This window comes from Rhodococcus triatomae, from assembly GCF_014217785.1.
Lineage (GTDB): Bacteria > Actinomycetota > Actinomycetes > Mycobacteriales > Mycobacteriaceae > Rhodococcus_F > Rhodococcus_F triatomae.
The window spans coordinates 3898879-3924387 of sequence record NZ_CP048814.1; the positions used below are offsets into that span (position 1 = coordinate 3898879).

Annotated in this window: 22 protein-coding genes; 14 read left to right on the top strand and 8 right to left on the bottom strand. The window is 69.6% G+C overall.

Annotated features, from left to right (window positions below; all coding sequences use genetic code 11):
• Nucleotides 1-2: 2 nt before the first annotated feature.
• The 4 genes from G4H71_RS18575 to glgX form a co-directional block, all read right to left on the bottom strand.
• Entirely contained in the window at nt 3-998 is a 996-nt protein-coding gene (locus G4H71_RS18575) for an ABC transporter substrate-binding protein (RefSeq protein ID WP_072736400.1), read from the bottom strand.
• Nucleotides 995-1756, bottom strand: coding sequence for an ABC transporter ATP-binding protein (locus G4H71_RS18580; RefSeq protein ID WP_072736399.1), 762 nt, complete (start codon nt 1754-1756; stop codon nt 995-997). Before G4H71_RS18580 ends, G4H71_RS18575 begins: the two co-directional genes overlap by 4 nt.
• An 85-nt stretch (nt 1757-1841) precedes the next feature.
• Nucleotides 1842-2687 (bottom strand): ABC transporter permease, encoded by an 846-nt coding sequence (locus tag G4H71_RS18585; RefSeq protein WP_072736398.1) that lies wholly within the window; start codon nt 2685-2687, stop codon nt 1842-1844.
• 136 nt (nt 2688-2823) lie between these two features.
• The gene (glgX, locus tag G4H71_RS18590) at nt 2824-4980 is read right to left on the bottom strand and encodes a glycogen debranching protein GlgX (protein WP_072736397.1); all 2157 of its coding nucleotides are present in this window, start codon (nt 4978-4980) and stop codon (nt 2824-2826) included.
• Nucleotides 4981-5022: 42 nt separating this feature from the next.
• Between glgX and G4H71_RS18595 the strand changes: the two genes are divergently transcribed.
• The 5 genes from G4H71_RS18595 to G4H71_RS18615 all read left to right on the top strand — a co-directional run bounded on the left by G4H71_RS18595 (nt 5023) and on the right by G4H71_RS18615 (nt 9904).
• Nucleotides 5023-5853: an ABC transporter ATP-binding protein gene (locus tag G4H71_RS18595; RefSeq protein WP_072736649.1), complete on the top strand. Its 831-nt coding sequence runs from the start codon at nt 5023-5025 to the stop codon at nt 5851-5853.
• Between the two features lie 55 nt (nt 5854-5908).
• Complete coding sequence (locus G4H71_RS18600; RefSeq protein WP_072736396.1) at nt 5909-6754, top strand: NUDIX hydrolase; 846 nt, start codon at nt 5909-5911, stop codon at nt 6752-6754.
• A gap of 138 nt (nt 6755-6892) precedes the next feature.
• Nucleotides 6893-7672: an enoyl-CoA hydratase/isomerase family protein gene (locus tag G4H71_RS18605; RefSeq protein ID WP_072736395.1), complete on the top strand. Its 780-nt coding sequence runs from the start codon at nt 6893-6895 to the stop codon at nt 7670-7672.
• A gap of 59 nt (nt 7673-7731) precedes the next feature.
• Nucleotides 7732-8742 (top strand): class I SAM-dependent methyltransferase, encoded by a 1011-nt coding sequence (locus tag G4H71_RS18610; protein WP_072736394.1) that lies wholly within the window; start codon nt 7732-7734, stop codon nt 8740-8742.
• Between the two features lies 1 nt (nt 8743).
• Complete coding sequence (locus G4H71_RS18615; protein ID WP_072736393.1) at nt 8744-9904, top strand: THUMP-like domain-containing protein; 1161 nt, start codon at nt 8744-8746, stop codon at nt 9902-9904.
• 21 nt (nt 9905-9925) lie between these two features.
• On the opposite strand, the gene G4H71_RS18620 is transcribed toward G4H71_RS18615, so the two are convergent.
• A complete protein-coding gene (locus G4H71_RS18620; protein WP_072736392.1) occupies nt 9926-11227 on the bottom strand; it encodes an outer membrane protein assembly factor BamB family protein in 1302 nt (433 codons plus the stop codon).
• 89 nt (nt 11228-11316) lie between these two features.
• Between G4H71_RS18620 and G4H71_RS18625 the strand changes: the two genes are divergently transcribed.
• The gene (locus G4H71_RS18625) at nt 11317-12054 is read left to right on the top strand and encodes an acyltransferase (RefSeq protein WP_072736391.1); all 738 of its coding nucleotides are present in this window, start codon (nt 11317-11319) and stop codon (nt 12052-12054) included.
• Between the two features lie 187 nt (nt 12055-12241).
• On the opposite strand, the gene G4H71_RS18630 is transcribed toward G4H71_RS18625, so the two are convergent.
• Genes G4H71_RS18630 through G4H71_RS18640 form a run of 3 tightly spaced genes read right to left on the bottom strand, consistent with a single transcriptional unit; the run spans nt 12242 to nt 15869 of the window.
• Nucleotides 12242-13489, bottom strand: a complete 1248-nt coding sequence (locus G4H71_RS18630) for a glycosyltransferase family 4 protein (protein WP_072736390.1) — start codon at nt 13487-13489, stop codon at nt 12242-12244.
• Nucleotides 13486-15021: a 1,4-alpha-glucan branching protein domain-containing protein gene (locus G4H71_RS18635; RefSeq protein ID WP_072736648.1), complete on the bottom strand. Its 1536-nt coding sequence runs from the start codon at nt 15019-15021 to the stop codon at nt 13486-13488. Before G4H71_RS18635 ends, G4H71_RS18630 begins: the two co-directional genes overlap by 4 nt.
• A gap of 20 nt (nt 15022-15041) precedes the next feature.
• The gene (locus G4H71_RS18640; RefSeq protein WP_072736647.1) at nt 15042-15869 is read right to left on the bottom strand and encodes a class I SAM-dependent methyltransferase; all 828 of its coding nucleotides are present in this window, start codon (nt 15867-15869) and stop codon (nt 15042-15044) included.
• A 233-nt stretch (nt 15870-16102) separates the two neighbouring features.
• Between G4H71_RS18640 and G4H71_RS18645 the strand changes: the two genes are divergently transcribed.
• The 8 genes from G4H71_RS18645 (at nt 16103) to ligA (ending at nt 25455) form a co-directional block, all read left to right on the top strand.
• Nucleotides 16103-16903, top strand: coding sequence for an electron transfer flavoprotein subunit beta/FixA family protein (locus G4H71_RS18645; protein WP_072736389.1), 801 nt, complete (start codon nt 16103-16105; stop codon nt 16901-16903).
• Nucleotides 16904-16950: 47 nt separating this feature from the next.
• Nucleotides 16951-17910 carry an electron transfer flavoprotein subunit alpha/FixB family protein gene (locus G4H71_RS18650; protein WP_072736388.1) on the top strand — a complete coding sequence of 320 codons (960 nt, stop codon included), beginning with the start codon at nt 16951-16953 and terminating at the stop codon, nt 17908-17910.
• Nucleotides 17911-18026: 116 nt separating this feature from the next.
• Nucleotides 18027-18851, top strand: a complete 825-nt coding sequence (locus G4H71_RS18655; protein ID WP_072736387.1) for a GNAT family N-acetyltransferase — start codon at nt 18027-18029, stop codon at nt 18849-18851.
• Between the two features lie 14 nt (nt 18852-18865).
• Nucleotides 18866-19717, top strand: coding sequence for a lysophospholipid acyltransferase family protein (locus G4H71_RS18660; RefSeq protein ID WP_072736646.1), 852 nt, complete (start codon nt 18866-18868; stop codon nt 19715-19717).
• 17 nt (nt 19718-19734) lie between these two features.
• Complete coding sequence (locus G4H71_RS18665) at nt 19735-20955, top strand: cysteine desulfurase family protein (protein WP_072736386.1); 1221 nt, start codon at nt 19735-19737, stop codon at nt 20953-20955.
• Nucleotides 20955-22046, top strand: coding sequence for a tRNA 2-thiouridine(34) synthase MnmA (gene mnmA, locus G4H71_RS18670; protein ID WP_072736385.1), 1092 nt, complete (start codon nt 20955-20957; stop codon nt 22044-22046). The genes G4H71_RS18665 and mnmA overlap by 1 nt, the downstream gene beginning before the upstream one ends.
• Nucleotides 22043-23065, top strand: coding sequence for a methionine synthase (locus G4H71_RS18675; protein WP_072736384.1), 1023 nt, complete (start codon nt 22043-22045; stop codon nt 23063-23065). The genes mnmA and G4H71_RS18675 overlap by 4 nt, the downstream gene beginning before the upstream one ends.
• Before the next feature lie 224 nt (nt 23066-23289).
• A complete protein-coding gene (gene ligA / locus G4H71_RS18680; protein ID WP_371843008.1) occupies nt 23290-25455 on the top strand; it encodes an NAD-dependent DNA ligase LigA in 2166 nt (721 codons plus the stop codon).
• The last annotated feature ends 54 nt before the right edge of the window (nt 25456-25509 follow it).

The window sequence follows — 25509 nt, forward strand, 5'->3', positions numbered from 1 at the left end:
GGCTACTCGAATCGGGTGTCCACCGCCTCGGCGAAGTCCACGGTTCCGGGAATCTCGTTCGACTCGGTGAACGCGTCCGCGATCTCCTGTTCGGAGGCGATGACGTCGTCGGACAGCGGGATCGGCTCCTTGATGGACCGGGTCCAGGTGGTGCGGGAGGCATCCTCACTGATCGACGTCAGCTCGGCGTACCTGGTGGACCACTCGTCGATGTTGTCGCTCGACCACTGCGTGGCCGCGGCGTAGCGAGTGAGGAAGTCCTCGATCGCTGCGGACTTACCCGCGTCGGCGAGGGCATTGTCCGACGCGATCCAGAAGTTGTATCCGTTGGCGGCCTCGTCGGCGGTGGCGATCGAACGCGCACCCACCTCCTGCTCGGCGATGGCGGTGAAGGGATCCCACACCGCCCAGGCGTCCACCTCGCCCCTGGTCAAGGCCGAGTACCCGTCCGCGGGAGCGACGTAGACGGGATCGACGTCGTCGAGGCCGAGCCCTGCCTTCTTCAACTGCAGCAGCAGGTTCGCGTGGGCGGAGCTGCCCTTGGTGACCGCGATCTTCTTGTCCCGCAGGTCGTTCACGGTGTCGATGGTGGAGTCCTGGCCGACCAGGATGGCGTCGCCCTTCCCGCTTGCCTCGAGGGCACCGACGATCTTGATGTTCGCCTTCGCGGCCGCACCGAAGATCGCCGGGGTGTTGCCCACCTGTGCCAGGTCGATGCCACCGGCACTGGCGGCCTCGACGAGGGGCGGTCCGGCGGTGAACGTGGAGAACTCGATGTCGTACGGCAGGTCGTCGAGTTGGCCGGAGGCGGTCAACAGCACCTCGATCGAGATCGCCCGCTGATCACCGACCGCGAGGGTCACCTGGGAGAGGTCGACGGGGCCGGTGGGTTCCGGATCGGCAGACGCGGAGTCGTCGCCGCACGAGGCGAGGACCAGAGATGCGGCCGCGATCAGCGCGACCCCTGCGGATCGGAAACGGAGTGAGCGGAGATTCACTGTGCTGCTTTCTGTGTCGGGCTGGGTTGGTCGTCCACTCCCAGGAGGGAGAGAAGTCGGGCGGCGTAGACGGCGGCGTCCGGGGACGCGTGCTTGCGGGGCCGGGGCAGATCGATCGGGACCTCGTGCGCGATGCGTCCCGAGTCGAGGACGAGCACACGATCGGCAAGGGTGACGGCCTCGGCGACGTCGTGCGTGACCAGCAGCACCCCGAAGCCGTGGCGGGCGAACAGGCGCAGCAGCAGATCGTGTGCGGCCAGCCGGGTGAGGGCGTCGAGCGCGCCGAACGGTTCGTCGAGCAGCAGCAGCGTCGGTTCGGCCACCAGGGCCCGGGCCAGAGCCGCACGCTGCGCCTCGCCCCCGGACAGGGTCAGTGGCCATGCGTCGGCGCGGTGTCCGAGGCCGACGTCGCCCAGGACCGTGCGGGCCTGCGCCTCGCCACGGGCGCGGGACCGGCGGTCCTTCAATCCGAGGGCGACGTTCTTCACGACGGGCAGCCAGGGAATCAGCCGCGGTTCCTGGAACACCACCGTCGGATGGCCCGCGACGTGCGCGGTGCCGGTGTGATCGTCGGACAGCCCGGCGAGGACGCGGAGCAGGGTCGATTTCCCCGATCCGCTGCGGCCGACGAGTGCGACGATCTCTCCGTGGGCGATGTCGAGGTCGATCCCGTCGAGGACCACTCGGGGCCCGAAGCTCTTGCGCAGGCCGGCCAGCCGGGCCGCGGGTGTGCCGGTGCGAGGCACGGTGTCGGTCATCGAGTGCTCCCTCGGTCGATCCGGGTCGGGGGTGTCGGGAAGGCGTGTCGGGAACGGTCGTTCCGACCCGCGGGTAGGGCGGGAGTCAGCGCACCACGGTGGGCTGCCACCGGAGGGCGCGCAGTTCGAAACTGCGCACGATCGAGTCGGTGATCAGGCCGAGGAGCCCGTACACCAGGAGCCCGAAGATGACGATGTCGGTGCGGAGGAACTCGCGCGCGTTGTTGACGATGAAGCCGAGGCCCTCGCTCGCGTTGATCTGTTCGGCGACGATGAGGGACAGCCATGCGATTCCGAGGCTCTGCCGCAGACCGACGAGGATCTGTGGCAGCGCACCGGGAAGGATGAGGTTCCGTAGACGCTCGGTCCGGCTGAGCTGGAGCACGGACGCGAGTTCGAGCAGTTTGGGATCCAGGCGTCGGATCCCGGCGAAGGTGTTGAGGTAGAGCGGGAAGGCCACGCCGAGGGCGATGAGGTACACCTTGGGTTGCTCACCGATACCGAACCAGATGATGAACAGCGGAATGAGCCCGAACAGAGGGATGGTCCGCAACATCTGCAGTGGCGGATCCACGATGTACTCGCCGAGGCGGCTGACTCCCGCCGCGATCCCGAATCCGACGCCCAGGGCCGCGCCGAGCGCGAAACCGATGAGTACCCGTTGCGTGGACACGGCGAGGGCGTCCATGAGTGCGCCCGACTGGAAGACCTCGACACCGGCGGCGAGGATCACCGACGGTGCCGGCAGCACGCGTTCGGACAACAGGCCGCTCTGGCTGCCGAACTGCCACGCGAGCAACAGGACGACGGGCGCGAGGGAACGCAGGAATCCCGGCCGCCGGTAGAAGGCCGTGGACGTCGTCGTCGCGGTCGGTGCCTCGACGGGCTCGGTGGCGGTGTCGGCCGGATTCTGGCCGGTCGTGACCAACATCGAACTCTCCGATTCGTTCCGGTCCCACCCGTGTGACAGGACCGAAGGCGAAGCATGTTCGAGATTGCCCGGTTTGGGAAGGTTTTCTCTCAGCGAGAAGTTAATTCGACTCGGAGAATGGGCGGACGCAGGGTGCTCAGTCGGTGGCTCGCAGCACGAGGAACGACGGCCCGTCCAGGTGGAGCGGCGTGCCGCGCTCGATCGGTGGCCCCGGCTCGGGCACACCGTCGGGTGCGCGGGTGTCGAGCTCGAGGCGAAGGGTGCCGTAGAACCACTCCGGGCAGCCGAGCGTCACGTCGGCGGGTCCGTCTGCGTGGGCGATCACGAGCCAGCTGTCGTCGGTGAGCATCTGCCCTTCGGCGGTGTGCGACCGGACGTCGGAGCAGTCGATCCATGCCTGCAGCGTGCGTTGCGACTCGTCGAACCAGGCGGAATCGTCGAGTTCGGCTCCGGTGCGGCCGAACCAGACCAGATCCGGATGGCCGGTGGGAGTGCTGCGTCCCTCGAAGAACTCGGGCTGGCGCAGCGCGGGTGCGGCGCGCCGCAGCGCCAGTGCATGTGTCACGAAGGCGGTGCGGGCCGGGTCCGCGCTCTCCCAGTCGAGTGGCCAGGCGTCCTCGCGCGGCGTCCCCGCGGGCACACAGTAGGCGTTGTTGTTGCCGCCGAGGGTGTGCCCGAATTCGTCTCCGGCGAGCAGCATCGGAGTTCCGGTGCTCAGCGTGAGCGAGGCGAGGAGGTTCCGCACGTGCCGGTCCCGCGCCGCCAGGATCTCGAGGTCGTCGGTGGGTCCTTCGACTCCGTGGTCGACCGAGTGGTTGTGGCCGGTGCCGTCCCGATTCTGTTCGCCGTTGGCCTCGTTGTGCTTGTGCCGATAGGACACGAGGTCGGCGACGGTGAACCCGTCGTGGGCGGTGACGAAGTTGACCGACGCCCACGGTCTGCGTCCACGGAACAGGTCCTCCGATCCGGCGACACGGGAGGCGAGTTCACCGACCCCGCTCGTGCCGTTCCAGAAGGTGCGCAACACGTCCCGGTAGCGGTCGTTCCACTCCGACCACTGGAGCCCGAAGCGGCCGAGCTGATACCCGGCGGCGGTGGCGTCCCACGGCTCGGCGATCAGCTTGCAGCGGGACAGCACCGGGTCCGCGGCGACGGCGGACAGCACCGGAGCAGCCGGATCGAACGGGCCGCCGTCGACCCGTCCGAGCGCCGAGGCGAGATCGAAGCGGAATCCGTCCACGCCCATGTTCAGTGCCCAGTGCCGAAGGCTGTCGGTGATCATCCGCACGGCGATCGGTGAGTTCGCGTTCACCGTGTTGCCGCACCCGGTGACGTCGATGTCCCGGCCCTCGTCGTCGAGGAGGTAGTAGCCGGGCCCGTCGAGTCCGCGCCATCCCAGGGTGATGCCGCCGAGCCCCTCCTCGCAGGTGTGGTTGTAGACGACGTCGAGGATCACCTCGATCCCGGCACCGTGCAGTGCGTCGACCATGGTCCGGAACTCGGCGATCTCCCCGCCGGGGCGGGCCGCGTAGCCGGGGTGCGGCGCGAAGTAGCTCGCGGTGGCGTATCCCCAGTGGTTGCGCATGCCTCGGGCGGCGACGGAGCGTTCCGTGACGTACGCGTGCACGGGCAGCAGTTCGACAGCGGTGACCCCCAGCGCGGTGAGATGGTCGAGGATGCACGGCTGCGCCAACCCCAGGTAGGTGCCACGCAACTCCGGAGGGACCAGCGGATGCCGGGCGGTGTACGAGCCGACGTGCAGCTCGTAGATCACCGTCTCCTCCCAGGGGGTCTCCGCTCGCGGTCCCGGGACCGGATCCGTGAGCGCGGTCACCACCGAGTAGGGCAGGTGGCCGAGCGAGTCGATCGGTGACGGCGGGCCGAACGGGTTGCCGTCCGCGGAGGACGTGAGCGCCTCGTAGTCGTCGATGCCGCCGCTCAGCCGGCGCGCCCATGGGTCGACCAGGAGCTTCTCCGGGTTGAAGCGGAGGCCGCGGCGTGGGTCCCACGGGCCGTGCGCGCGATAGCCGTAGCGCTGCCCCGGGCCGACGTCGGGGATCACCCCGTGCCAGATGCCGTAGGTGGGTGCCTCGAGAGCCACCCGCTGTTCGGTTCCGTCGTCTCCGACCAGGCACACCTCGACACCGGTGGCATCGGGTGCGTGTACCGCGAACTGCGTTCCGTGTGCCGTCGGGTGCGCGCCGAGGGGGAACGGCGAGCCGGGGAATCGGGGCCGGTGTGTGGTGGCCGGTCGGGCGGGCGGGCCACCGCCGGGATGCGCATGAGGGGACACGAATTCGATCCTGCTGCAATCCGCCGGAGAATGTGCGAGAAGATGGACGACGTGCCTTCACCAGATCCCGACCTCCTCATCGAATTCGACGACGTTCTGCTCCGGCGTGGTGGGTCCACGCTGGTCGGCCCGGTGAGCTGGAAGGTGGAACTCGACGAGAGATGGGTGGTGCTCGGTCCCAACGGCGCAGGCAAGACGTCGCTGCTGCGGATCGCGGCGGCCGAACTGCACCCGACCGAGGGCACCGCCCACCTCCTGGGCGAGCGGCTCGGCCGGGTCGACATCAACGAACTGCGTCCGCGGATCGGGCTGTCCTCGTCCGCCCTCGCCAACCGGGTGCCGGGCGACGAGCTCGTCAGTGACCTCGTGGTCTCCGCCGGATACGCCGTTCTCGGCCGGTGGCGCGAACGGTACGAGGATCTCGACACCGAACGCGCGGTGGAGATGCTCGAAAGCCTCGGTGCCGAACATCTCGCGCAGCGCACCTACGGCACGCTGTCCGAGGGGGAGCGCAAGCGGGTGCTCATCGCCCGCGCGATGATGACCGACCCGGAGCTGCTGCTGCTCGACGAGCCCGCAGCCGGCCTCGACCTCGGGGGCCGGGAGGAACTGGTCGCCCGCCTCACCGATCTGGCTGCCGATCCCGACGCGCCCGCGACGGTGCTCATCACCCATCACGTCGAGGAGATCCCGCCGGGGTTCACGCACGCCATGCTGCTCAAGGAAGGCCGGATCGTGTCGCAGGGACTCATCGACGACGTGATCACGGCAGACAACCTCAGCGCGGCGTTCAGCCAGTCCATCACCCTCGATCGGGTGGACGGCCGGTACTTCGCGCGCAGGACCCGGGTGCCGGGACGGCATCGGGCGTGAACGTCAGTTCACCCCTGGAGTGAGAGCCGCGTCACGGTTGGCGTAGGTTCCGAACATGGCAACGAATCACGAACCTGCCGCGGCCGGGTCGACCGCGCCTGCCGTCGACCCGAAGGACGCCTCCACGGTGATCCTCGTGCGGGACGGGCAGTCGGGTGAGCTCGAGGTGTTCCTGCTGCGTCGGGTCGCGGGGATGGCGTTCGCCGGCGGGATGACGGTGTTCCCCGGAGGCGGTGTGGACCCCTCGGACGAGGACGCGAACATCGGCTGGTCGGGGCCGCCGGTGTCATGGTGGGCCCGGCGGTTCTCCACCGACGCGGCACGGGCGAAGGCGCTGGTGTGTGCGGCGGTGCGGGAGACGTTCGAGGAGTGCGGCGTCCTGCTCGCCGGTCCTACGGCGGACAGCGTCGTCGCCGACACGGCCCGCTACGCACGGGCACGTACCCGGCTCGAACAACGTGAACTGTCGTTCGGGGAATTTCTCGAGAGCGAGCGCCTGGTGCTCCGGACGGATCTGCTGCGGCCCTGGGCGAACTGGATCACTCCCGTCGGTGAAGGTCGACGCTACGACACCCGCTTCTTCGTCGCCGCCGCACCGGACGGGCAGGTTGCCGACGGTGCGACCTCCGAGGCCGAGGAGGTGCGCTGGCAGACACCGGCGGCGGCGATCGCGCACTGGCGGGACGGTGCCAGCGTGCTCCTGCCCCCGACGTGGACGCAGCTCTCCCGGCTGGCGGGGTTCGGCACCGTCGCGGAGGTGTTGGCCGCGGAGCCGGACATCCCGCAGATCCTCCCGACGCTGGTCGGTGAGGGGAAAGGCCTGCGGGTCGAGTTCCCGGACCAGGAGGAGTACTACGCTGCCCGACCCCATCCCTGGTCGAAGCGAAGCGGAGACGTGTGACGCGCGAAGCGAAGCGGAGACGTGTGAGGCGGTCGAAGCGAAGCGGAGACGTGTGAGGCGGTCGAAGCGAAGCGGAGACGCACGGTGAGGCCGGACGGGGCGTCCGCGGCGGCGTGAACACGCAGTAGCCTGTTCGCCATGGCTGAATTCGTCACCCTCGAGGTTTCCGAAGGCATCGGCACGATCCGGCTCGCGCGGCCGCCGATGAATGCGCTCAACCGTCAAGTGCAGCAGGAACTGCGGGCTGCGGCGCGCGAGGCGACGGTGAACCCCGACGTCAAGGCGGTCATCGTGTACGGCGGCGAGAAGGTGTTCGCCGCGGGCGCGGACATCAAGGAGATGGCGGAGCTGTCGTTCGGAGAGGCCAGCGACCTCATCGCCGACCTCCAGCGGGACATTGCGGCCGTGTCGGAGATTCCCAAGCCGACCGTTGCCGCGGTGACGGGTTACGCGCTCGGGGGAGGCCTCGAGGTGGCGCTGTCCGCCGATCGGCGCATCGTCGGTGACAACGCCAAGCTCGGTGTCCCCGAGATCCTGCTCGGGATCATCCCGGGTGGGGGTGGCACTCAGCGTCTGGCCCGCCTCGTCGGTCCGGCGAAGGCGAAGGACCTGGTGTTCACGGGCCGCTTCGTCGACGCCGAGGAGGCCCTGCGCATCGGCCTCGTCGACGAGGTGGTGGCACCGGACGACGTGTACGAGGCCGCCAAGCGCTGGGCCGCGCAGTTCACGAAGGGTGCCTCGCGGGCGATCGCGGCCGCCAAGGCGGCGATCGATCAGGGCCTGGACGTCGATCTGCAGTCCGGGCTGAAGGTGGAGGCGCAGCAGTTCGCGGCGCTGTTCGCCACGGCGGATCGGAAGATCGGTATGCAGTCGTTCATCGAGAACGGTCCCGGTAAGGCTCAGTTCACGGGCGAGTAGGCTGACCCACCACACGCAACTAGAACCTGTTCCTTTCTACCAGTGAGTAGGATTCACGCATGACTGCAAGCCCGGACGATCGGTCCCGCGACCGCGCCGTCGATGCCAGTGCCGTCGACGACCCAGCGCCCCACCCGCACGCCACCGAGGCCGAGGTCGAGGCGGCCCTGAAGGACACGAAGCTGGCCCAGGTGCTCTACCACGACTGGGAAGCGGAAACCTATGACGAGAAATGGTCCATCTCGTACGACGAGCGCTGCATCGACTACGCCCGCGGGCGCTTCGACGCCGTCGCCGGTGACCAGCCGCTGCCGTACGAGCGGGCGCTCGAGCTCGGTTGCGGCACTGGTTTCTTCCTGCTCAACCTGATGCAGGGCGGGGTCGCGAAGACGGGTTCGGTCACCGATCTCTCACCCGGCATGGTGAAGGTGGCGCTGCGCAACGCGGAGAATCTCGGTCTTCCGGTCGACGGCCGGGTCGCCGACGCCGAGACCATTCCCTACGAGGACGACACGTTCGACCTCGTCGTCGGCCATGCCGTGCTGCATCACATTCCCGACGTCGAGCAGTCGCTGCGCGAGGTACTGCGTGTCCTCAAGCCCGGCGGACGGTTCGTCTTCGCCGGAGAGCCGACCACCGTCGGAAACTTCTACGCACGCTGGCTCGGGCGGCTGACGTGGGAGGCCACCACGCGGATCACCAGGCTGCCCGCTCTCGCGGACTGGCGGCGTCCCCAGGCCGAGCTCGACGAGTCCTCCCGCGCGGCGGCGCTCGAGGCCGTCGTCGACCTGCACACGTTCGACCCCACCGATCTCGAGAAGATCGCCGAGTCCGCCGGAGCCGTCGAGGTGCACGCCGAGACGGAGGAGTTCGCTGCGGCCCTGTTGGGCTGGCCGGTGCGCACGTTCGAGGCGGCGGTCCCGGAAGGCAAGCTCGGCTGGGGCTGGGCCAGGTTCGCGTTCGGTGCGTGGAAGAACCTCAGCTGGGTGGACGAGAACGTGCTCAAGCACGTCGTTCCGCGCGGCCTGTTCTACAACGTGATGATCACCGGTGTGAAGCCCGGCAAGTGAGTTGGGCTACGACTTCACCGCGCAGGACGTCGGCTACCTGCTGAGTCCCGACGGTGCTCTCGCCCTGGCCGAGGTCGACCGGTTCGAGCTGACTTCGCGTACGCGCCTGGCCGACATCGGCCGGGCGCGTACCCGTTTCGGTGACCGGGCGGCGATGCTGGTGGAGACGGTCCTGCTGCGCAGGAAGGCGATCGGCAAGCTGCCCGGCAGCGGCGGGTGGCTGTTCACCGACGAGGCACTCCAGCAGGCGACCCCGTCGGTGGTGGCGCGGCATCGGGCCAGACGATTGGCCGGGCGTTCGGTGCACGACGTGACATGTTCGGTCGGTGCGGAACTGGCGGCGCTGTCGGAGACGGCGAGCGTGGTCCTCGGCAGTGACCTCGACGCCGTGCGGTTGCGGATGGCGGCCCACAACGTCCCCGCCGTCGCGGTGGCGCGCGCCGATGCGTTGGCCCCGTGCAGCCGGGGCACGGTCGTCGTGGCCGACCCGGCCCGCCGAGCCGGTGGACGCCGCACGTTCGATCCGGCGCAGTTGCAGCCGCCGCTGCCGGATCTCGTGTCCGTGTACCGCAGTCGCGATCTGGTGGTCAAATGCGCCCCGGGGTTGGACTTCGACGCCCTCGCCTGGGACGGCGAGGTGGAGGTCACCTCCCTGAGCGGGGGAGTGCGGGAAGCATGCCTGTGGTCCCGCGACCTCGCCGAGCCGGGAGTGACGCGCAGGGCGAGCGTGCTCGCCGCCGACGGCACGGGGTGGACCGTCACCGATGCCGAGCCGGACGACATCCCCGAACGGGCTCCGGGGCAATGGATCGTCGACCCGGACGGTGCCGTCGTGCGGGCGGGCCTGGTGCGTCAGTACGCTGCCCGACACGGGTTGTGGCAGCTCGACCCCCAGATCGCCTACCTCACCGGCGACACGGTGCCCGCCGGTGTGCGGGGATTCCGTGTTCTCGAACGGATCAAGTTCTCCGAGAAGGTGTTACGGCAGGAGCTCGCTCGGCTGGACTGCGGCTCGGTGGAGATCCTGGTCCGCGGAGTCGACATCGATCCCGCGGTCCTGCGCCCGCGGCTGAAGCTGAAGGGCACGCGTGCGTACAGCGTGATCGTCACCCGGATCGGCCGTGCGGGTGTCGCGTTCGTCTGTGCACCGCCCACCGTGTGAACCGTTGCGGGAGGGCCGTCGTCAGCGTAGGACGAAGAGCTCACCCAGGAACGACGGCACGACGACCTCCCCCTTCGGGCCGATCGCGGTCCCGGTGCTGAATCCGAGTGCGTCCGGCAACACGGTCTGATCGAGGGTGCTTCCGTCCCCGGTGTCGAAGGTCAGCAGTGCCAGGCCGTCGTCTCCGTCCCGGATCACCGTGTAGCCGGTCTCGCCCGCGGATTGTGCCGGGACCCCGAGTTGGAGGACGTCGTCGCGTTCCCACGCGAGTTCCGCGCTGTCTCCCGCGTCCCGGACCGCGAGCAGCCGTCCCTCTTCGCCGCCCGCGACCACGAGCAGGCCGTCGTCGGACACCGACGGTGCGGCGGCCGCGACGTAGCCGAGGTCGTAGTTCCACTGCGGTGCACCCGTTTCGGCGTCCAGCGCCCAGAGTCGGCCTTCCCGGTCGTTGACGTACACCCGCGTGCCGTCGGCGGACACCACCGGGCTGGACGCGGCGCCGCCGGGCAGCACGTCGGAGGCCCAGGCCGGCGCGATCCGGGGCGAGTCGCCTTCCACGTAGTCGATGGCGACGAGCTCGGTCGCAGGGGAGCCGGGACGGAAGAACGTGACGAAGAAGCGTCCCGACGCGAGGTCGATCGCGGGGGTGTGGGCGACCGGGCACGCGGCGGTCCCGAGGAAGCACTCGTCCAGTCCGGCGTCGTTCGGGAGGAGATCGCCGTCGGTGCCGTCGACGTTCGGCGGGGGGATCATCTGGAACGCCGGGAGCACCGGGCGTCCGTTCTGGGTGTCGAGGACGTGGATGTTGCCGAGATGGGTGACGAACAGCAGGTTTCCGTCGGCGGTGAACTGGGCCGACAGCGGGGTGCCCGAGACGGGCGTCCGCCACCGCAACTGGCCGTACTCGTTGTACGAGTTCATCGCGCCCTCGTCGCCGATGTAGATGTTGGCGACGGAGTCGGAGACGGGAGTCGACGCGGTGGCTCCGTCGGACAGTCGGGTGCACCAACGCTTGCGTTCGCTGTCGGACTGGAAGGAGAAGAGATTGCATCCCCGCTCCGTGCGGGCCGTCAGCGAGATCTGACCGTTGGGGGCGATGGACGGGGTCGTCGACACCGGCCCCCCGAGCGGCCGGGACCACGCGAACGACACGTCGCGTGATCCGGTGCCGGGACTGGTGTTGCTGTTGCGGGCATCCGCGTGCGCCCCGGGCCAGCCCGTCGAGGCGAGCGAGTTGTCGACCGGGTCGCCCCCGCATCCGGCGAGCACCACCGCGCAGGCCGCGGTCAGCACCAGCATCGACGACCGTAGGGCCCGTCGCATCGTTTCTCCCGTCGTTCGACAACTCTCGGTCCGCACAACCCTCGGCCCGCAAGACTATCCCGGAGCCCGGGTACGTAGGCTGACAGGCTATGACGAGCATGTGGGGCGCACCGTTGCGCACACGGTGGCGTGGTTCGCGACGCCGGGACAGTGAGCAGGCACGTTTCCTGACCGTGGCGTCGTTGCGCTGGGTTCTGGCGAACAAGGCGTACACGCCGTGGTACCTGGTGCGGTACTACCGGCTCGCGAAGTTCAAACTCGCCAACCCGCACGTGATCCTGCGCGGCATGGTGTTCCTGGGCAAGCGGGTGGAGATCCACGCCTCGCCGGAGTTGTCGCGGCTCGAGATCGGGCGGTGGGTCCACATCGGTGACGGCAACGCCATCCGGTGCCACGAGGGTTCGCTGCGGATCGGCGACAAGGTGGTGTTCGGCAAGGACAACGTCGTCAACACCTATATCGACATCGAGATCGGCGCGTCCACGCTGGTTGCCGACTGGTGCTACATCTGCGACTTCGACCATCGCATGGACGACGTGAACGTGCCGATCAAGGACCAGGGCATCGTCAAGGGCCCGGTGCGGATCGGCCCGGACACCTGGGTGGCCGCCAAGGTCACCGTGCTGCGGAACACGCGGGTGGGTCGTGGTTGCGTGCTCGGCGCACACGCCGTGGTCAAGGGGGACATCCCCGACTTCAGTATCGCCGTCGGTTCGCCGGCGAAGGCGGTGAAGAACCGCAAGGCCGAGTGGGAGGCAGGCGCCGCCGCACGGGCCGAGTACATCGCAGCCCTCGAGGACATTGCCCGCAAGAAGGCCACCCACTGATCTGATTCGGCACCACCCGCCACCCCGCCACCCGCCACGCGCGCTTGACCGCCCCGTCGCGCCACCCCCGACCCCGCCCCTATCGCCCCGTGGGTGAGTGGTCCCTTCGCCTTCTCAGACCGGTCGAATGGTCCCTTCACCCTGGGAGGGAGGGGGGAGAGATGGGGGATGACGGGGAGGGGAGGGATCAGTCGCGGTCGGGGAGGGGGCGTTCGGGGATCACGGGGCGGGCCAGGGGGTTGCGGACGCGTCTCTTGGCACCCGAGTAGACCAGAGCGGTCTCGTCGGCGACGAGCGTCCAGTCGAACTCGGAGGTCAGCCGCGCCCGGGCCGCGGTGGCGCGTTGCTGCGCCGCGGCCGGATCGTCGAGGACTTCACGGACGGCCGACGTCAGCCCGGCCACGTCGCCGGGCCGGAACGACAGGCCCGTCTCCCCGTCGACGACGGCCTCACCCAGACCGCCCGCCGTGGACGCGACGAGCGGCGTGCCTGCGGCTGCCGCCTCGAGCGCGATGATGCCGAACGGCTCGTACCGGCTCGGCAGCACGATGGCGTCCGCGCCGTGCAGCCAGCCGAGCAACTCCAGGTGATCGAGATTGCCGAGGAACGTCACGGCCCGGGCCACCCGGTGAGTGCGGGCGAGTTGGGCCAGCCATTCGAACTGGGTGCCTTCGCCGGCCACGGCCAGTGTGGTGCCCGGGTGGCTGCGGCGAATCCGGGGCAGCGCGGCGATCGCGTCCTGGACGCCCTTCTCGTACTCGAGCCGTCCGACGAAGAGCAACTGGGCCGGGCCGCCCCGGGGTGCCCGCTCCCGGAAATGCCATGCGGTGGTGTCGATTCCGTTGCGGATCACCGAGATCGGGGCGAGCGCATTGCCGTACAGTTCGGTGACCTCGTCCTCCATCGACGCCGAACACGTGATGATCGCATCCGACTCGTGGGCGAGCCACCACTCGACCGAATGCACCTGACGGTTGATCCGCCCCGACAACCAGCCGCTGTGCCGACCGGCCTCCGTCGCGTGCAGGGTGGAGACGAGAGGGACGTCGTAGAACTCGGCGAGCGCGATCGCCGGATGCGCGACCAGCCAGTCGTGTGCGTGTACCACGTCGGGGACCCAGCCTTCGCCGACGCCCGGCTTCTGCAGGGCGACACCGGCCCGCACCATGGCGTGCCCCATCGCCAGGGTCCACGCCAGCATGTCCTCACCGAAGAGCAGGTGCGGTGGGTCCTCGGCGACGGCGACGACGAGGACTCCCTCGTCGATGCGGCTCACCGTGGGGTGGGTGGTGGCGTCGGTACCGGACGGCCGACGCGACAGCACGACCACCTCGTGGCCGCGGGCGGCCAGTGAGGTGGCGAGATGGTGCACGTGACGGCCGAGCCCGCCCACCACCACCGGGGGATACTCCCAGGAGACGATCAGGATCTTCATCGGTCGGTTCCCCTCGCACGGTCCGGTGGCGGTAGGCGCCGGGCGTCGAGGCCCGGGAAGAGTCCGTCGGCGTTGTTCCACCCGTCGGCCAGTCGCGACGCGACCGCAGTCCTGCCGGCGGCCGCCGCGGCCGCGATCTCGCGCAGGGCGTGCGCGTGCTTGTGAGCCCGTTCGCGGGCGTAGCCGGCAGCGGAGTCCTTGCTCACCATGAACGCCCAGTCGCTGGAGACGGTCATCAGCGCCTCACGCAGCATCTGGTCCGCGACCCGATCGCGCGGCCCCGACAGCCCGGGAACGATCGAGGACTCGCGGGTCTTGTCGACCACGTCGAGTGCGGTGGCGACGACCTCGGAGTTCAGCTGGACGAGGTCGCCGACCTGATCTCCGGCCCACACCCGCCAGTCCTTGCCCGATCCCCACGACGAATCCTCGAGCGCGACGGGTTCGCCGACGTAGCCGTGCTCCCGTGCGTCGGCGAGCGTCCCGACCTGCACGCCTGCCTCGGGAAGCGCCCGCAGTACCTTCTCCAGCCACTGCGGGCCCTCGAACCACCAGTGGCCGAACAGTTCCGTGTCGAACGCCGCGACGACGAGGGCGGGGCGGCCGGTACGCGCCGACTCGTCACGGATCCGCGTCCGCACGGTCTCCACGAAGTCCGCGACGTGCCGGTCGACGGCGGCGGCGGCGAGTTCGGGATCGTAGGGTGCCTTGTCCGCCGAATCGACCGTCCGGCCGGTGACCCGTGCGGGCTTCAACCCGGTCGCGTGGTCGTAGGTGTGGAAGTCGCGGTAGGCCGCGTGCCCCGGATAGCCCGATTTCGGTGACCACACGCGATAGCTGACCTGCAGGTCCCGGCCGAAGGCGAGTACGTCGCTCTCGCGGACCGGCCGGCCGGCCGACGTGTCGCCACGCAGAGCGGGACCGTCCACCATGAAGTGGCTGACACCCGCGCGTGAGTACATGTGTTCCAGGCCCGGCGTGTAGCCGCATTCGGGTGCCCAGATTCCGGTGGGCCGGTGATTCCAGCGGGCCTTCGCGTCGGCGAGGCCCTCGGTGAGGGAGTACTCGCGCAGCCGCGGATCGAGGAGCGGCTGGAACGGGTGGGCGAGCGGGCCGCCGAGCAACTCGAAGGCGTCGGCGTCGAGCAACTCGCGCAGCACCGGGGAGGCGCCGTGGCGCCAGTTCGCCTCGAAGTCGGTCAGCGCGTCGGCGGCGGCGCGGTGCTCGCGGGCCCCGAGCGCACGGTGCGCGTCGTCGGGCATCCCGGCGGCCTCGTGGGCACGGATCTGCCAGTTGCCCAGCCAGTGATGCATACCGTCGAGACAGTGCGGGTCGTCGAGCTGGGCGGCGAGGACCGGCGTGATGCCCAGGGTGAGCAGATGGGAGCGGCCCTCGGCGGACAACCGCTTCAGCACCCGGACGAGGGGCAGGTAGGAGGCCGCCCACGACTGATAGAGCCACTCCTCGCCCACGGGCCATCGCCCGTGGTTGGCGAGCCAGGGTAGGTGCGAGTGCAGTACCAGGGCGAACATGCCCTCGGTTCGATGTTCGGTCACGGTGCCTGCGCCCCGAACTCGCCCGTCTCGAACCGGTGCGCCCTGACCGCGACGGCCACGAGATCGAGACTCGCGTCGATGTCCTGCTCCCGCAGCGTGAAGTCGTCCGCGGTGATGCCTTCGACGTCCCTGGACAGGTCCGCGGGCCACGGCTGTCCGGCGAGTGCACGTTCGATCTGCGCGTCGATGAACGAGCCGCCGTGCTTGGCGTCGAGGGCGCGCAGCCGCTCGCCGTGGTGGACGCCGGTCATGACCGCCACGTCGAACCCGGCGTCGACGAGTAGTTCGGTGAGTTCGTCGGCGTTCAGCTCGCGGGTGTGGAACGGGTTGAGCGGGGTGTCGCGGCCGGGGGAGAACGTGATGCGGTTCGGGGTGCTCACGAGCAACTCGCCACCCGGCCGCAGCACCCGGAAGCACTCACGCAGGAACTGTGCCTGATCCCACAGGTGCTCGATGACCTGGAAGTTGACGACGGTGTCGACCGAGGCGTCGGGGAGCGGGAGTTCCGCGAGATTTCCGTGGATCATCTCCACCCGCGGGTAGCGGGCGCGCACGTGTTCGACCGCCGAGGTGTCGTAGTCGACGCACGTCACGTGGGCGGCGACGTCGGCGATCATGTCCGCTCCGTAGCCCTCGCCGGACCCGGCCTCGAGGACACGGCGACCGGTGCAGCGTTCCCGCAGGTCGCGGTAGACGACCTCGTGCCGGCGGAACCAGTAGTTCTCCTCGGGGATGCCCGGAACGGTGCGCTCACCGGTCAGGGGGAGGGGCGCGTCCGTGGACACGGCCCGGGTCGCGTGGTCGCCGACAAATGAATCGCTCACCGCAGCGAGGTTAGTGCCCCGGCAGTCCAGGGCATACGGGGTGTTCCACATCACAGCCCTGATCTGCCTTTCGGCTTATATGGTGAGCACGCTTGTCCCGCAAGTTACCCGCGGGTAACTTAACGTGGGGTAATCTAACGCACAGCCGGTATAACGACTGTAAAACGAGAGCTCAGCCGGGTGCCGGGCACTCACGACATCAGGTACACCACACAGGAGGTCGACGTAGACCCATGACGAACATCGTTGTTTTGATCAAGCAGGTTCCCGACACGTGGTCGGAGCGCAAGCTCACCGACGGTGACTTCACGCTCGACCGCGAAGCGGCCGACGCGGTGCTCGACGAGATCAACGAGCGCGCCGTCGAGGAAGCGCTGCTGATCAAGGAAGCGCAGGGCGGCGAGGTCATCGTGCTGTCCGTCGGCCCCGACCGCGCGACCGATGCGATCCGTAAGGCGCTGTCCATGGGTGCCGACAAGGCCGTCCACGTCAACGACCCGGCCCTGCACGGTTCCGACGGAATCCAGACCGCGTGGACGCTGGCAGCGGCCCTCGGCCAGATCGAGTTCGACAACGGCGAGGCTGCCGAGTTGGTCATCGCCGGCAACGAGGCCACCGACGGCCGCGTGGGCGCCGTGCCCGCGATCGTCGCCGAGTACCTGGGCCTGCCGCAGCTCACCCAGCTGCGGAAGCTGACCGTCGCGGACGGTGCGATCACCGGTGAGCGCGAGACCGACGAGGGCGTCTTCGGCCTCGAGGCCGCACTTCCGGCCATCGTGAGCGTCACCGAGAAGATCAACGAGCCGCGCTTCCCCTCCTTCAAGGGCATCATGGCCGCGAAGAAGAAGGAAGTGAAGGTTCTCACCCTCGCCGACCTCGGCGTCGATCCGGAGACCGTGGGTGTCGCGAACGCCGCCACCTCCGTGACGGCATCCACGCCCAAGCCTCCCCGCACCGCTGGTGAGCGCATCGTCGACGAGGGCGACGGCGGCAACAAGATCGCCGAGTACCTCGTGGGCCAGAAGGTCATCTGACCGCACCCCGCCACCAATCAGCAGAGCAGATACAGGGAGAGTTAGACATGGCAGAAGTACTGGTGCTCGTCGAGCACGCAGAGGGTGCGCTCAAGAAGGTCAGCACCGAACTCCTCACCGCGGCACGGACTCTCGGTGAGCCGTCCGCAGTGGTCACCGGGCCGGCCGGCACCGCCGACAAGCTCGCCGACGCGCTCGCTGCTGCGGGCGCCGAGAAGATCTACGTCGCCGAGGGCGACGAGATCGAGGGCTTCCTCGTGACCCCGAAGGTCGACGTCCTCGCCGGACTCGTCGAGTCGGTGTCCCCGGCCGCCGTCCTCACCGCCGCGAGCATCGAGGGCAAGGAGGTGTCGGGCCGCCTCGCCGCCCGCATCGGTTCGGGCCTGCTCGTCGACGTCGTCGAGGTCAAGCCGGACGCCTCCGTCGTCCACTCGATCTTCGGTGGCGCCTACACGGTCGACGCCAAGGCCAACGGCGACGTCCCGGTCATCTCGGTTCGCCCGGGTGCCGTCGAGGCGCAGCCGCAGGCCGGTGCCGGCGAGAAGGTGACCGTCGAGGTGCCCGCGCAGGAAGACGGCGCCGTCAAGGTCACCTCGCGTGAGCCCATCGTCGGTGGCGACCGTCCGGAGCTCACCGAGGCCACCATCGTGGTCTCCGGTGGCCGTGGCGTCGGTTCCGAGGACAAGTTCCACGAGGTCGTCGAGCCGCTCGCCGACTCGCTCGGTGCCGCCGTCGGTGCGTCCCGCGCCGCCGTCGACTCCGGCTACTACCCGGGCCAGTTCCAGGTCGGGCAGACCGGCAAGACCGTGTCGCCGCAGCTGTACGTCGCGCTCGGCATCTCCGGTGCCATCCAGCACCGGGCCGGCATGCAGACCTCGAAGACCATCGTCGCCGTGAACAAGGACGAGGAAGCCCCGATCTTCGAGATCGCGGACTACGGCATCGTCGGCGACCTGTTCAACGTGGCGCCGCAGCTCACCGAGGCAGTCAAGAAGCACAAGGGCTGAATCAGCTCCGTCGAACGACCCCGCACCCCCGAGGGTGCGGGGTCGTTCACGTTTCCTGCATCGACACGTCACCTCGGGGTTGCCTCACCGCTGCTCTGGGTCGATACACCTGCCTCATGACAACTCCGTCGGTGCTCGGAGCACCCCGTACGGTCACGTCCGCCCCCACCTACTCCCTCCTCGTCTCCTCCGACCGCGAACATCGGGTCGCCGCGCAGCGACTCCGCTACCGGGTGTTCGGCGCCGAGCCGGGGTTCCGGATCCCGGCCAGGCCGGACGGCCTCGATGCCGACCGCTTCGACGAGTACTGCGACCATCTCCTCGTCCGTCACGACCCGACCGGTGAATTCGTGGGCTGCTACCGGATGCTGCCGCCGGACGGGGCCGTCGCCGCGGGTGGCTACTACACCGCGAGCGAGTTCGACATCGACGCCCTCGAGCCGTACCGCAACCGGGTGGTCGAGATGGGGCGTGCGTGTGTGGACGCTCCGCACCGCTCCGGATCGGTGCTCAGCCTGATGTGGGCGGGCATCCTGCACTATCTCGAGCTCACCGGGTTCGAGACGGTCATGGGGTGCGTCTCGGTGCCGATGCAGGCCTCCCCGGAGGAAGCACCCGGCGTCAACGTCCGCGGGGTGCGTGACCTGCTCCTGGCCCGGTACGCCACCGAGCCGGATCGCCGCGTGCGGCCCCGTCGGCCGGTGAGCGTCGACGGACTGGGGCTCGAGGCACTTCCTGCACCGGCCCGGCCCGTCCTGCCGCCGCTGCTGCGTGGGTACCTGCGGCTCGGGGCCCGGATCGCCGGGGAGCCCGCGCACGATCCGGACTTCGGTGTCGCGGATTTCGTGGCGGTGCAGAGCCTGCGTGACGCGAACCGGCGGTATCTGGAGCGGCTGCGCTCGGCGGCGGCGACGCTCGAATCGGAGGGTGTACCGGCGTGAGCGCCCACGCGTGGATGCCCGTCAGCCCCTGTGGCGACGGCTGTCTGCCCACGACGCTGCCGAGTGCGTCCGTGGCGCGCAGGTCGCTGCGATGGGTCGCGGTGCTCGCGGCGGTGCTCGCGTCGCCGGCACTGGTTCTCGTCCGGGTACTTCCCCGACGGCGCAAGGCGGCGGTGGTTCGGATCGGTGCCCGCACGCTTCTGCGGGCACTCGGTATCCGGCTCGTCTCGACCGGCAGCCCGGACGGACCGGGGGGCCCCGACGAGTCGGGCGGTGAACTGGTCGTGGCCGGACACGTGTCCTGGGTGGACGTGCTGGTGCTCGCCGCGGTGACACCCGCGGCCTTCGTTGCTCGGGGCGATCTGCTCGAGTGGCGGCTACTCGGCACGGTGGCACGCAGGATGCGCGTCATCCCACTCGACCGGGAACGACTGCGCGCGCTTCCCGGCGTCGTCGCCGAGGTCACGGAGCGATTGCGCGACGGGGACCGGATCGTGGTGTTTCCGGAAGGCACCACCTGGTGCGGACGGGCGTACGGGTCGTTCCGTCCGGCCATGTTCCAGGCCGCGATCGACGCCGGCCGGCCGGTCCGGCCGATCGGCCTGCGATACGAACTCGGCGACGGGACGCTGACGACGGGGCCCTGCTTCGTCGGCGACGAGACGATCGGGCAGTCGATCGCCAGGATGGTGCGGCTGCGCGACATTCGCGCCCGCGTCCGTGTCGAGCCGCTCGAACACCCGGGCCTGTGCCGCCGCGAACTGGCCGGGCGGTGCGCGCAGGCGGTTCGGGGCGGATCGATCGACCTGGCCGCGCACGACATCCTGGATCCGTCGATCGAGGTGGTCGGGGCAGAAGCCGCCTAGGTTATCCTGGTCGGGTCATGACCTCTGCCCGGAGCTCCGCTCTTCCCGTCTACCTCGACCACGCCGCCACCACTCCTCTGGTTCCCGCTGCGATCGAGGCGATGACCGGGATCTTCGCGACGGTGGGCAATGCGTCGTCGCTGCACGGCTCGGGCCGCGCGGCGCGTCGCCGGGTGGAGGAAGCCCGCGAGTCCATCGCCCGCGATCTCGGTGCTCGCCCCTCGGAGGTCGTCTTCACCTCCGGAGGGACGGAGAGCGACAACCTCGCGGTCAAGGGTATCTACTGGGCTCGACGCGACGCCGACCCCCGCCGTACCCGGATTCTGGCCAGTGCGGTCGAGCACCATGCCGTGCTCGACGCGGTGGAGTGGCTCGAACGTCACGAGGGTGCGCGGGTGACGTGGCTTCCCGTCGATCGGGACGGCGTCGTCGACCCGCAGGTGCTGCGGGACGAGCTGACCCGGGTGGGCGACGAGGTGGCCCTGGTCACGATCATGTGGGCCAACAACGAGATCGGCACCGTGATGCCCGTCGCCGCACTCGCCGGTGTCGCCGCCGAGTTCGGTGTGCCCATCCACAGCGACGCGGTCCAGGCGGTCGCGCATCTCGACGTCGACTTCGCCGCGAGCGGGCTGTCCGCGCTGAGCATCGCCGCACACAAGTTCGGTGGGCCGCAGGGCGTCGGCGCGCTGCTGCTCGGCCGCGAGGTGTCGTGCGTCCCGCTCGTGCACGGCGGCGGGCACGAACGGGATCTTCGGTCGGGCACACACGACACGGCCGGGGTGGTGGGGATGGCCGCCGCGCTCGCCGAGGCGACCGCGACTCTGGACGAGCGCTCCGAAGGATTGGCGAAGCTGCGTGATCTCCTGATCCAGGAAGTCGAGCGTCTGGTGCCGGATGCGGTGCTCAACGGACCGCGTGGACACGGCAGACTCGCGGGCAACGTGCACTTCACCTTCCCCGGATGCGAAGGTGACTCGCTGCTGATGTTGCTGGACGCCGCCGGAATCGAGTGCTCCACGGGCTCGGCGTGCACGGCCGGTGTGGCGCGCCCCAGCCACGTCCTCGTGGCCACCGGCGCTGATCCGCAGACAGCTCGCGGATCCCTGAGATTCTCGCTCGGGCACAGCTCGACCGAACAGGATGTGCGGGCACTCATCGAGGCGCTGCCCCAGGTGGTCGAGCGGGCGCGCGCCGCCGGCCTGGCGAGCGCCGGAACGCGTGGAGGAAGTCACTGATGCGAGTACTGGCAGCCATGAGTGGTGGTGTCGATTCTGCGGTCGCCGCGGCCCGCGCCGTCGCCGCCGGTCACGACGTGGTCGGTGTGCACCTGGCGTTGTCGACCTCGCCGGGGACGTTGCGGACCGGTTCGCGCGGATGCTGTTCACGTGAGGATGCGGACGACGCCCGGCGCGCCGCCGACGTGCTCGGAATCCCCTTCTACGTCTGGGATTTCGCGGACCGCTTCAAGGAGGACGTGATCGACGACTTCGTCGCCGCGTACGCCGCGGGCGAGACGCCGAACCCGTGCCTGCGATGCAACGAGAAGATCAAGTTCTCCGCACTCGCCGATCGTGCGATCGCGCTCGGGTTCGACGCGGTGGCCACCGGGCACTACGCCCGGCTCGTGGACGGGGTGCTCCGCCGTGCCGTCGACGAGGACAAGGACCAGTCGTACGTGCTCGCGGTACTCACCCGGGAGCAGTTGTCCCGCGCCATGTTCCCGGTGGGAGACACACCCAAGGACCGGATCCGGGCGGAAGCCGCCGAGCGCGGCCTCGCGGTCGCGGACAAGCCCGACAGTCACGACATCTGCTTCATTCCGTCCGGGGACACCCGGGCATTTCTCGGCGCGAAGATCGGGATCCGGCCCGGAGCCGTCGTCGACGCGCGATCCGGTGAGGTTCTGGCCGAACACGAAGGCGTCCACGGCTTCACGGTGGGGCAGCGCAAGGGTCTCGGCGTGCCGGGACCCGGTCCGGACGGGCAGCCGCGCTACGTCACCGAGATCGAGCCCGAGTCCGGCACGGTGAAGGTGGGTTCGGCCGCCGACCTCGACGTGTGGTCGATCGAGGCACGGGACGCCGTGTGGACGTCCGGGTCCGCTCCGGACGGTCCGATCGAGTGCATCGTCCAGGTGCGTGCGCACGGCGGTATCGCCCCCGCTGTCGCGGAGCCGAACGGATCCGGCATCGCGATCACCCTGCGTGCCCCGCTCACCGGAGTCGCCAAGGGGCAGGCCGCCGTGCTGTTCCGACCGGACGCCGACGGGGACGTGGTCCTGGGCAGCGGCACGATCGCCGGTACCTCGTCGCGCGTCGACTCGTGACCACCCCGCAGTCGCCCGCGGGCCGGGTGACCGGCATCGGATCCTGGCCGGGGACGGATGCCCGCGAAGCAGCGAATGTCGTGACCGGCGAGCTCGATTCGCTACCCCATCTCGTCGAGCTGCCCGCCCGCGGGTTGGGCGCGGACATGATCGGGCGGGCCGCCGCGCTGTTGGTGGACCTACCGCTGGACGTCTCGACGACGGCGTATCAGGTTGCCTCGCATCGGGGTTCGGTCGCACGACGCGCTTCGGATCTGCTGAACCAGGATCTCGATGCACTCGAGGAGACGTGGGAATCCGCCGGATTGCGCGGGTCGGGACGTCTGGTCAAGGTCCAGTCCGTCGGTCCGCTGACACTCGCCGCGAACATCGAACTGTCCACCGGACGCAGGGTGCTCACCGATTCCGGCGCGGTGCGCGATTTCGCGGAGTCGCTCACCGAGGGCGTGTCGCGTCATGCCGCCGAGGTGGCCCGGCGACTGGGCGCTCCGGTACTCGTGCAGTTCGACGAGCCGTCCCTGCCCGCCGTTCTCGCCGGATCCCTTTCCGGCCGAAGCCGTTTCGAGACGGTTCCGGCGGTGCCGGAACCGGAGGCGCTGGCCGTGCTCGACGCGGCCATCGCCGGAGCGGGGCCCGACGTCGTGGTCCACTGCTGTGCCGAAAACCTGCCCGCCGATCTGCTGCGCCGCAGCGGCGCGCGGGCGGTGTCGTTCGACCTGTCGACCGTGTCCAGCCATGACCTCGACGGGATCGGGGAACTTCTCGACGCGGGCAAGGATCTGGTCCTCGGCGTGGTGCCGACGTCGGTGCCGGGGACGTCCCCGACCTGGCGTGACTGTGCGGATCCGGTCGTGGCGCTCGTCGACCGGCTCGGCTTCCCGCGCACCGTGCTGCGTACACAGGTCGGGGTGAGCCCGGCATGCGGGCTGGCGGGCGCGAGTGAGTCGTGGGCGCGCCAGGCGCTGCGCCTGGCCTCGGACGTCGGCCGTGCGTTCCGCGACGACCCCGAAGCTCTCTGAGTCGCCTCACCTGACCCTCCCGATCACCGTCCCGCGCCCCCACCGTTGTGGGTGAAGGTGGCCTTCGACCGGACAGACCGGTCGAAGGCCACCTTCACCCACGGGGAGGGGAGGGAGGGGAGGAAGGGAGGGGAGGGGAGAGGACGGGGAGCGCGCGCGGGAGACCGGCGGGGATGTGGCGGCGGTGGTGTCGGGGCGTCGGTCCGACCCGATAATCTGCGATGGTGAGTGAATCGCCCCGCAACGCGCCCGCCGACACCGCCGACGTCGCCGGAGGGGCCGGTGAGGCGCCCGCACCGGCGCCACCGGAGGTGCACCAGCGGTGGAACGAGCTCGCCGACGAGGTTCGCCTGCACCAGTTCCGGTATTACGTGCGCGACGCGCCGATCATCTCGGACGGAGCCTTCGACCTGCTGCTCGGTGAGCTCAACGGTCTCGAGGAGCAGTACCCGGACCTGCGGGTTCCCGATTCGCCGACGCAGTTGGTCGGCGGCGGCTTCGCGACCGACTTCACTCCGGTCGACCATCTGGAACGGATGCTCAGCCTGGACAACGTGTTCGACCTCGACGATCTGCGCACGTGGATCAGCCGGGTCGAGCAGGAAACCGGCCCGGACCTGCACTACCTGTGCGAGGTGAAGATCGACGGGGTCGCCCTGGACCTGGTGTACGAGAACGGGCGGCTGGCGCGCGCCGCGACTCGCGGAGACGGCCGGACAGGCGAGGACGTCACACTCAACGCACTCACCATCGAGGACATCCCGCAGACACTGACCGGCACCGACGACTACCCGGTCCCCACCGTCCTCGAGGTGCGCGGCGAGGTGTTCTTCCGGCTCGAGGACTTCGCAGCCCTCAACGCCTCGCTGGTCGAGGAGGGCAAGCCGCCGTTCGCCAACCCGCGGAACTCCGCTGCGGGCTCGCTCCGCCAGAAGAACCCCGCGGTCACCGCGCGGCGACGGCTCGGGATGATCTGCCACGGCCTCGGCCGGGTCGAGGGTTTCGAGCCCTCCTCGCAGTACGAGGCGTACGTCGCCCTGGCTGCCTGGGGTCTGCCCGTGTCCTCGCACACGGCTCGGGTCCACGGCGCGGACGCCGTCGTCGAGAGAGTGCAGTACTGGGGCGAGCATCGCCACGACGTCGAACACGAGATCGACGGTCTCGTGGTCAAGGTCGACGAGATGTCGCTGCACCGGCGGCTCGGATCCACCTCGCGGGCACCGAGGTGGGCGATCGCCTACAAGTACCCGCCGGAGGAGGCCACCACCAAGCTCCTCGACATCCGGGTGGGCGTGGGCCGGACGGGCCGGGTGACGCCGTTCGCGTTCATGGAGCCGGTCACGGTCGCGGGGTCCACCGTCTCCCGAGCCACCTTGCACAACGCCTCCGAGGTCACCCGCAAGGGTGTGCTGATCGGCGACACGGTGGTCATCCGCAAGGCCGGCGACGTCATTCCCGAGGTGCTCGGCCCCGTCGTCGACGTGCGCACCGGCGACGAGACGGAGTTCGTGATGCCCACCCACTGTCCCGAATGCGGCACCGAACTGGCGCCCGCCAAGGACGGCGACGCGGACATCCGCTGCCCCAATCAACAGCACTGTCCGGCACAGCTGCGGGAGCGCGTGTTCCACATGGCCGGCCGTGGGGCGTTCGACATCGAGGTACTCGGGTACGAGGCGGCTACCGGACTGCTCGAATCGGGCGCGATCGCCGATGAGGGTGACGTGTTCTCCCTCACCGAAGAGGACCTGCTGAAGACGTCGATCTTCCGTACCGACAAGGGCGTCCTCTCCCAGAACGGGGCCCGGCTCCTCGCGAACCTCGACGTGGCGAAGGACAAGCCGCTGTGGCGGGTCCTGGTCGGCCTCTCGATCCGGCACGTGGGCCCCACCGCGGCCCGGGCTCTGGCCGGCGAGTTCGGCTCTCTCGATCGGATCCGGGACGCGACCGTCGAGGAACTCGCAGCGGTGGACGGCGTCGGCGGCACCATCGCGGCCGCGGTGGTCGAGTGGTTCGGTGTCGACTGGCACCGTGCCATCGTCGACAAGTGGGCCGCCGCCGGCGTGCGGATGGAAGACGAACGCGACGAATCGATTCCACGGAATCTCGAAGGTCTGTCGATCGTGGTCACCGGGACGTTGGAGGGATTCTCGCGGGACGGTGCGAAGGAATCGATCCTCGCCCGCGGCGGCAAGGCCGCGTCCTCGGTGTCGAAGAAGACGGCGTTCGTCGTCGTCGGCGAATCCCCGGGTTCCAAGCACGACAAGGCAGTCCAATTGGGTGTGCCCGTGCTCGACGAGGCCGGATTCCGGCTGCTCCTCGAGCAGGGGCCCGAGGCGGTCGCGGTGCCGGACGACACCGCACACGATGACGCGGGGGCGGCCGAGTAGCCCACGCACCGTGTGACATTCCCCTCACGGCACGATTTTGTCCGTGGTGAACTC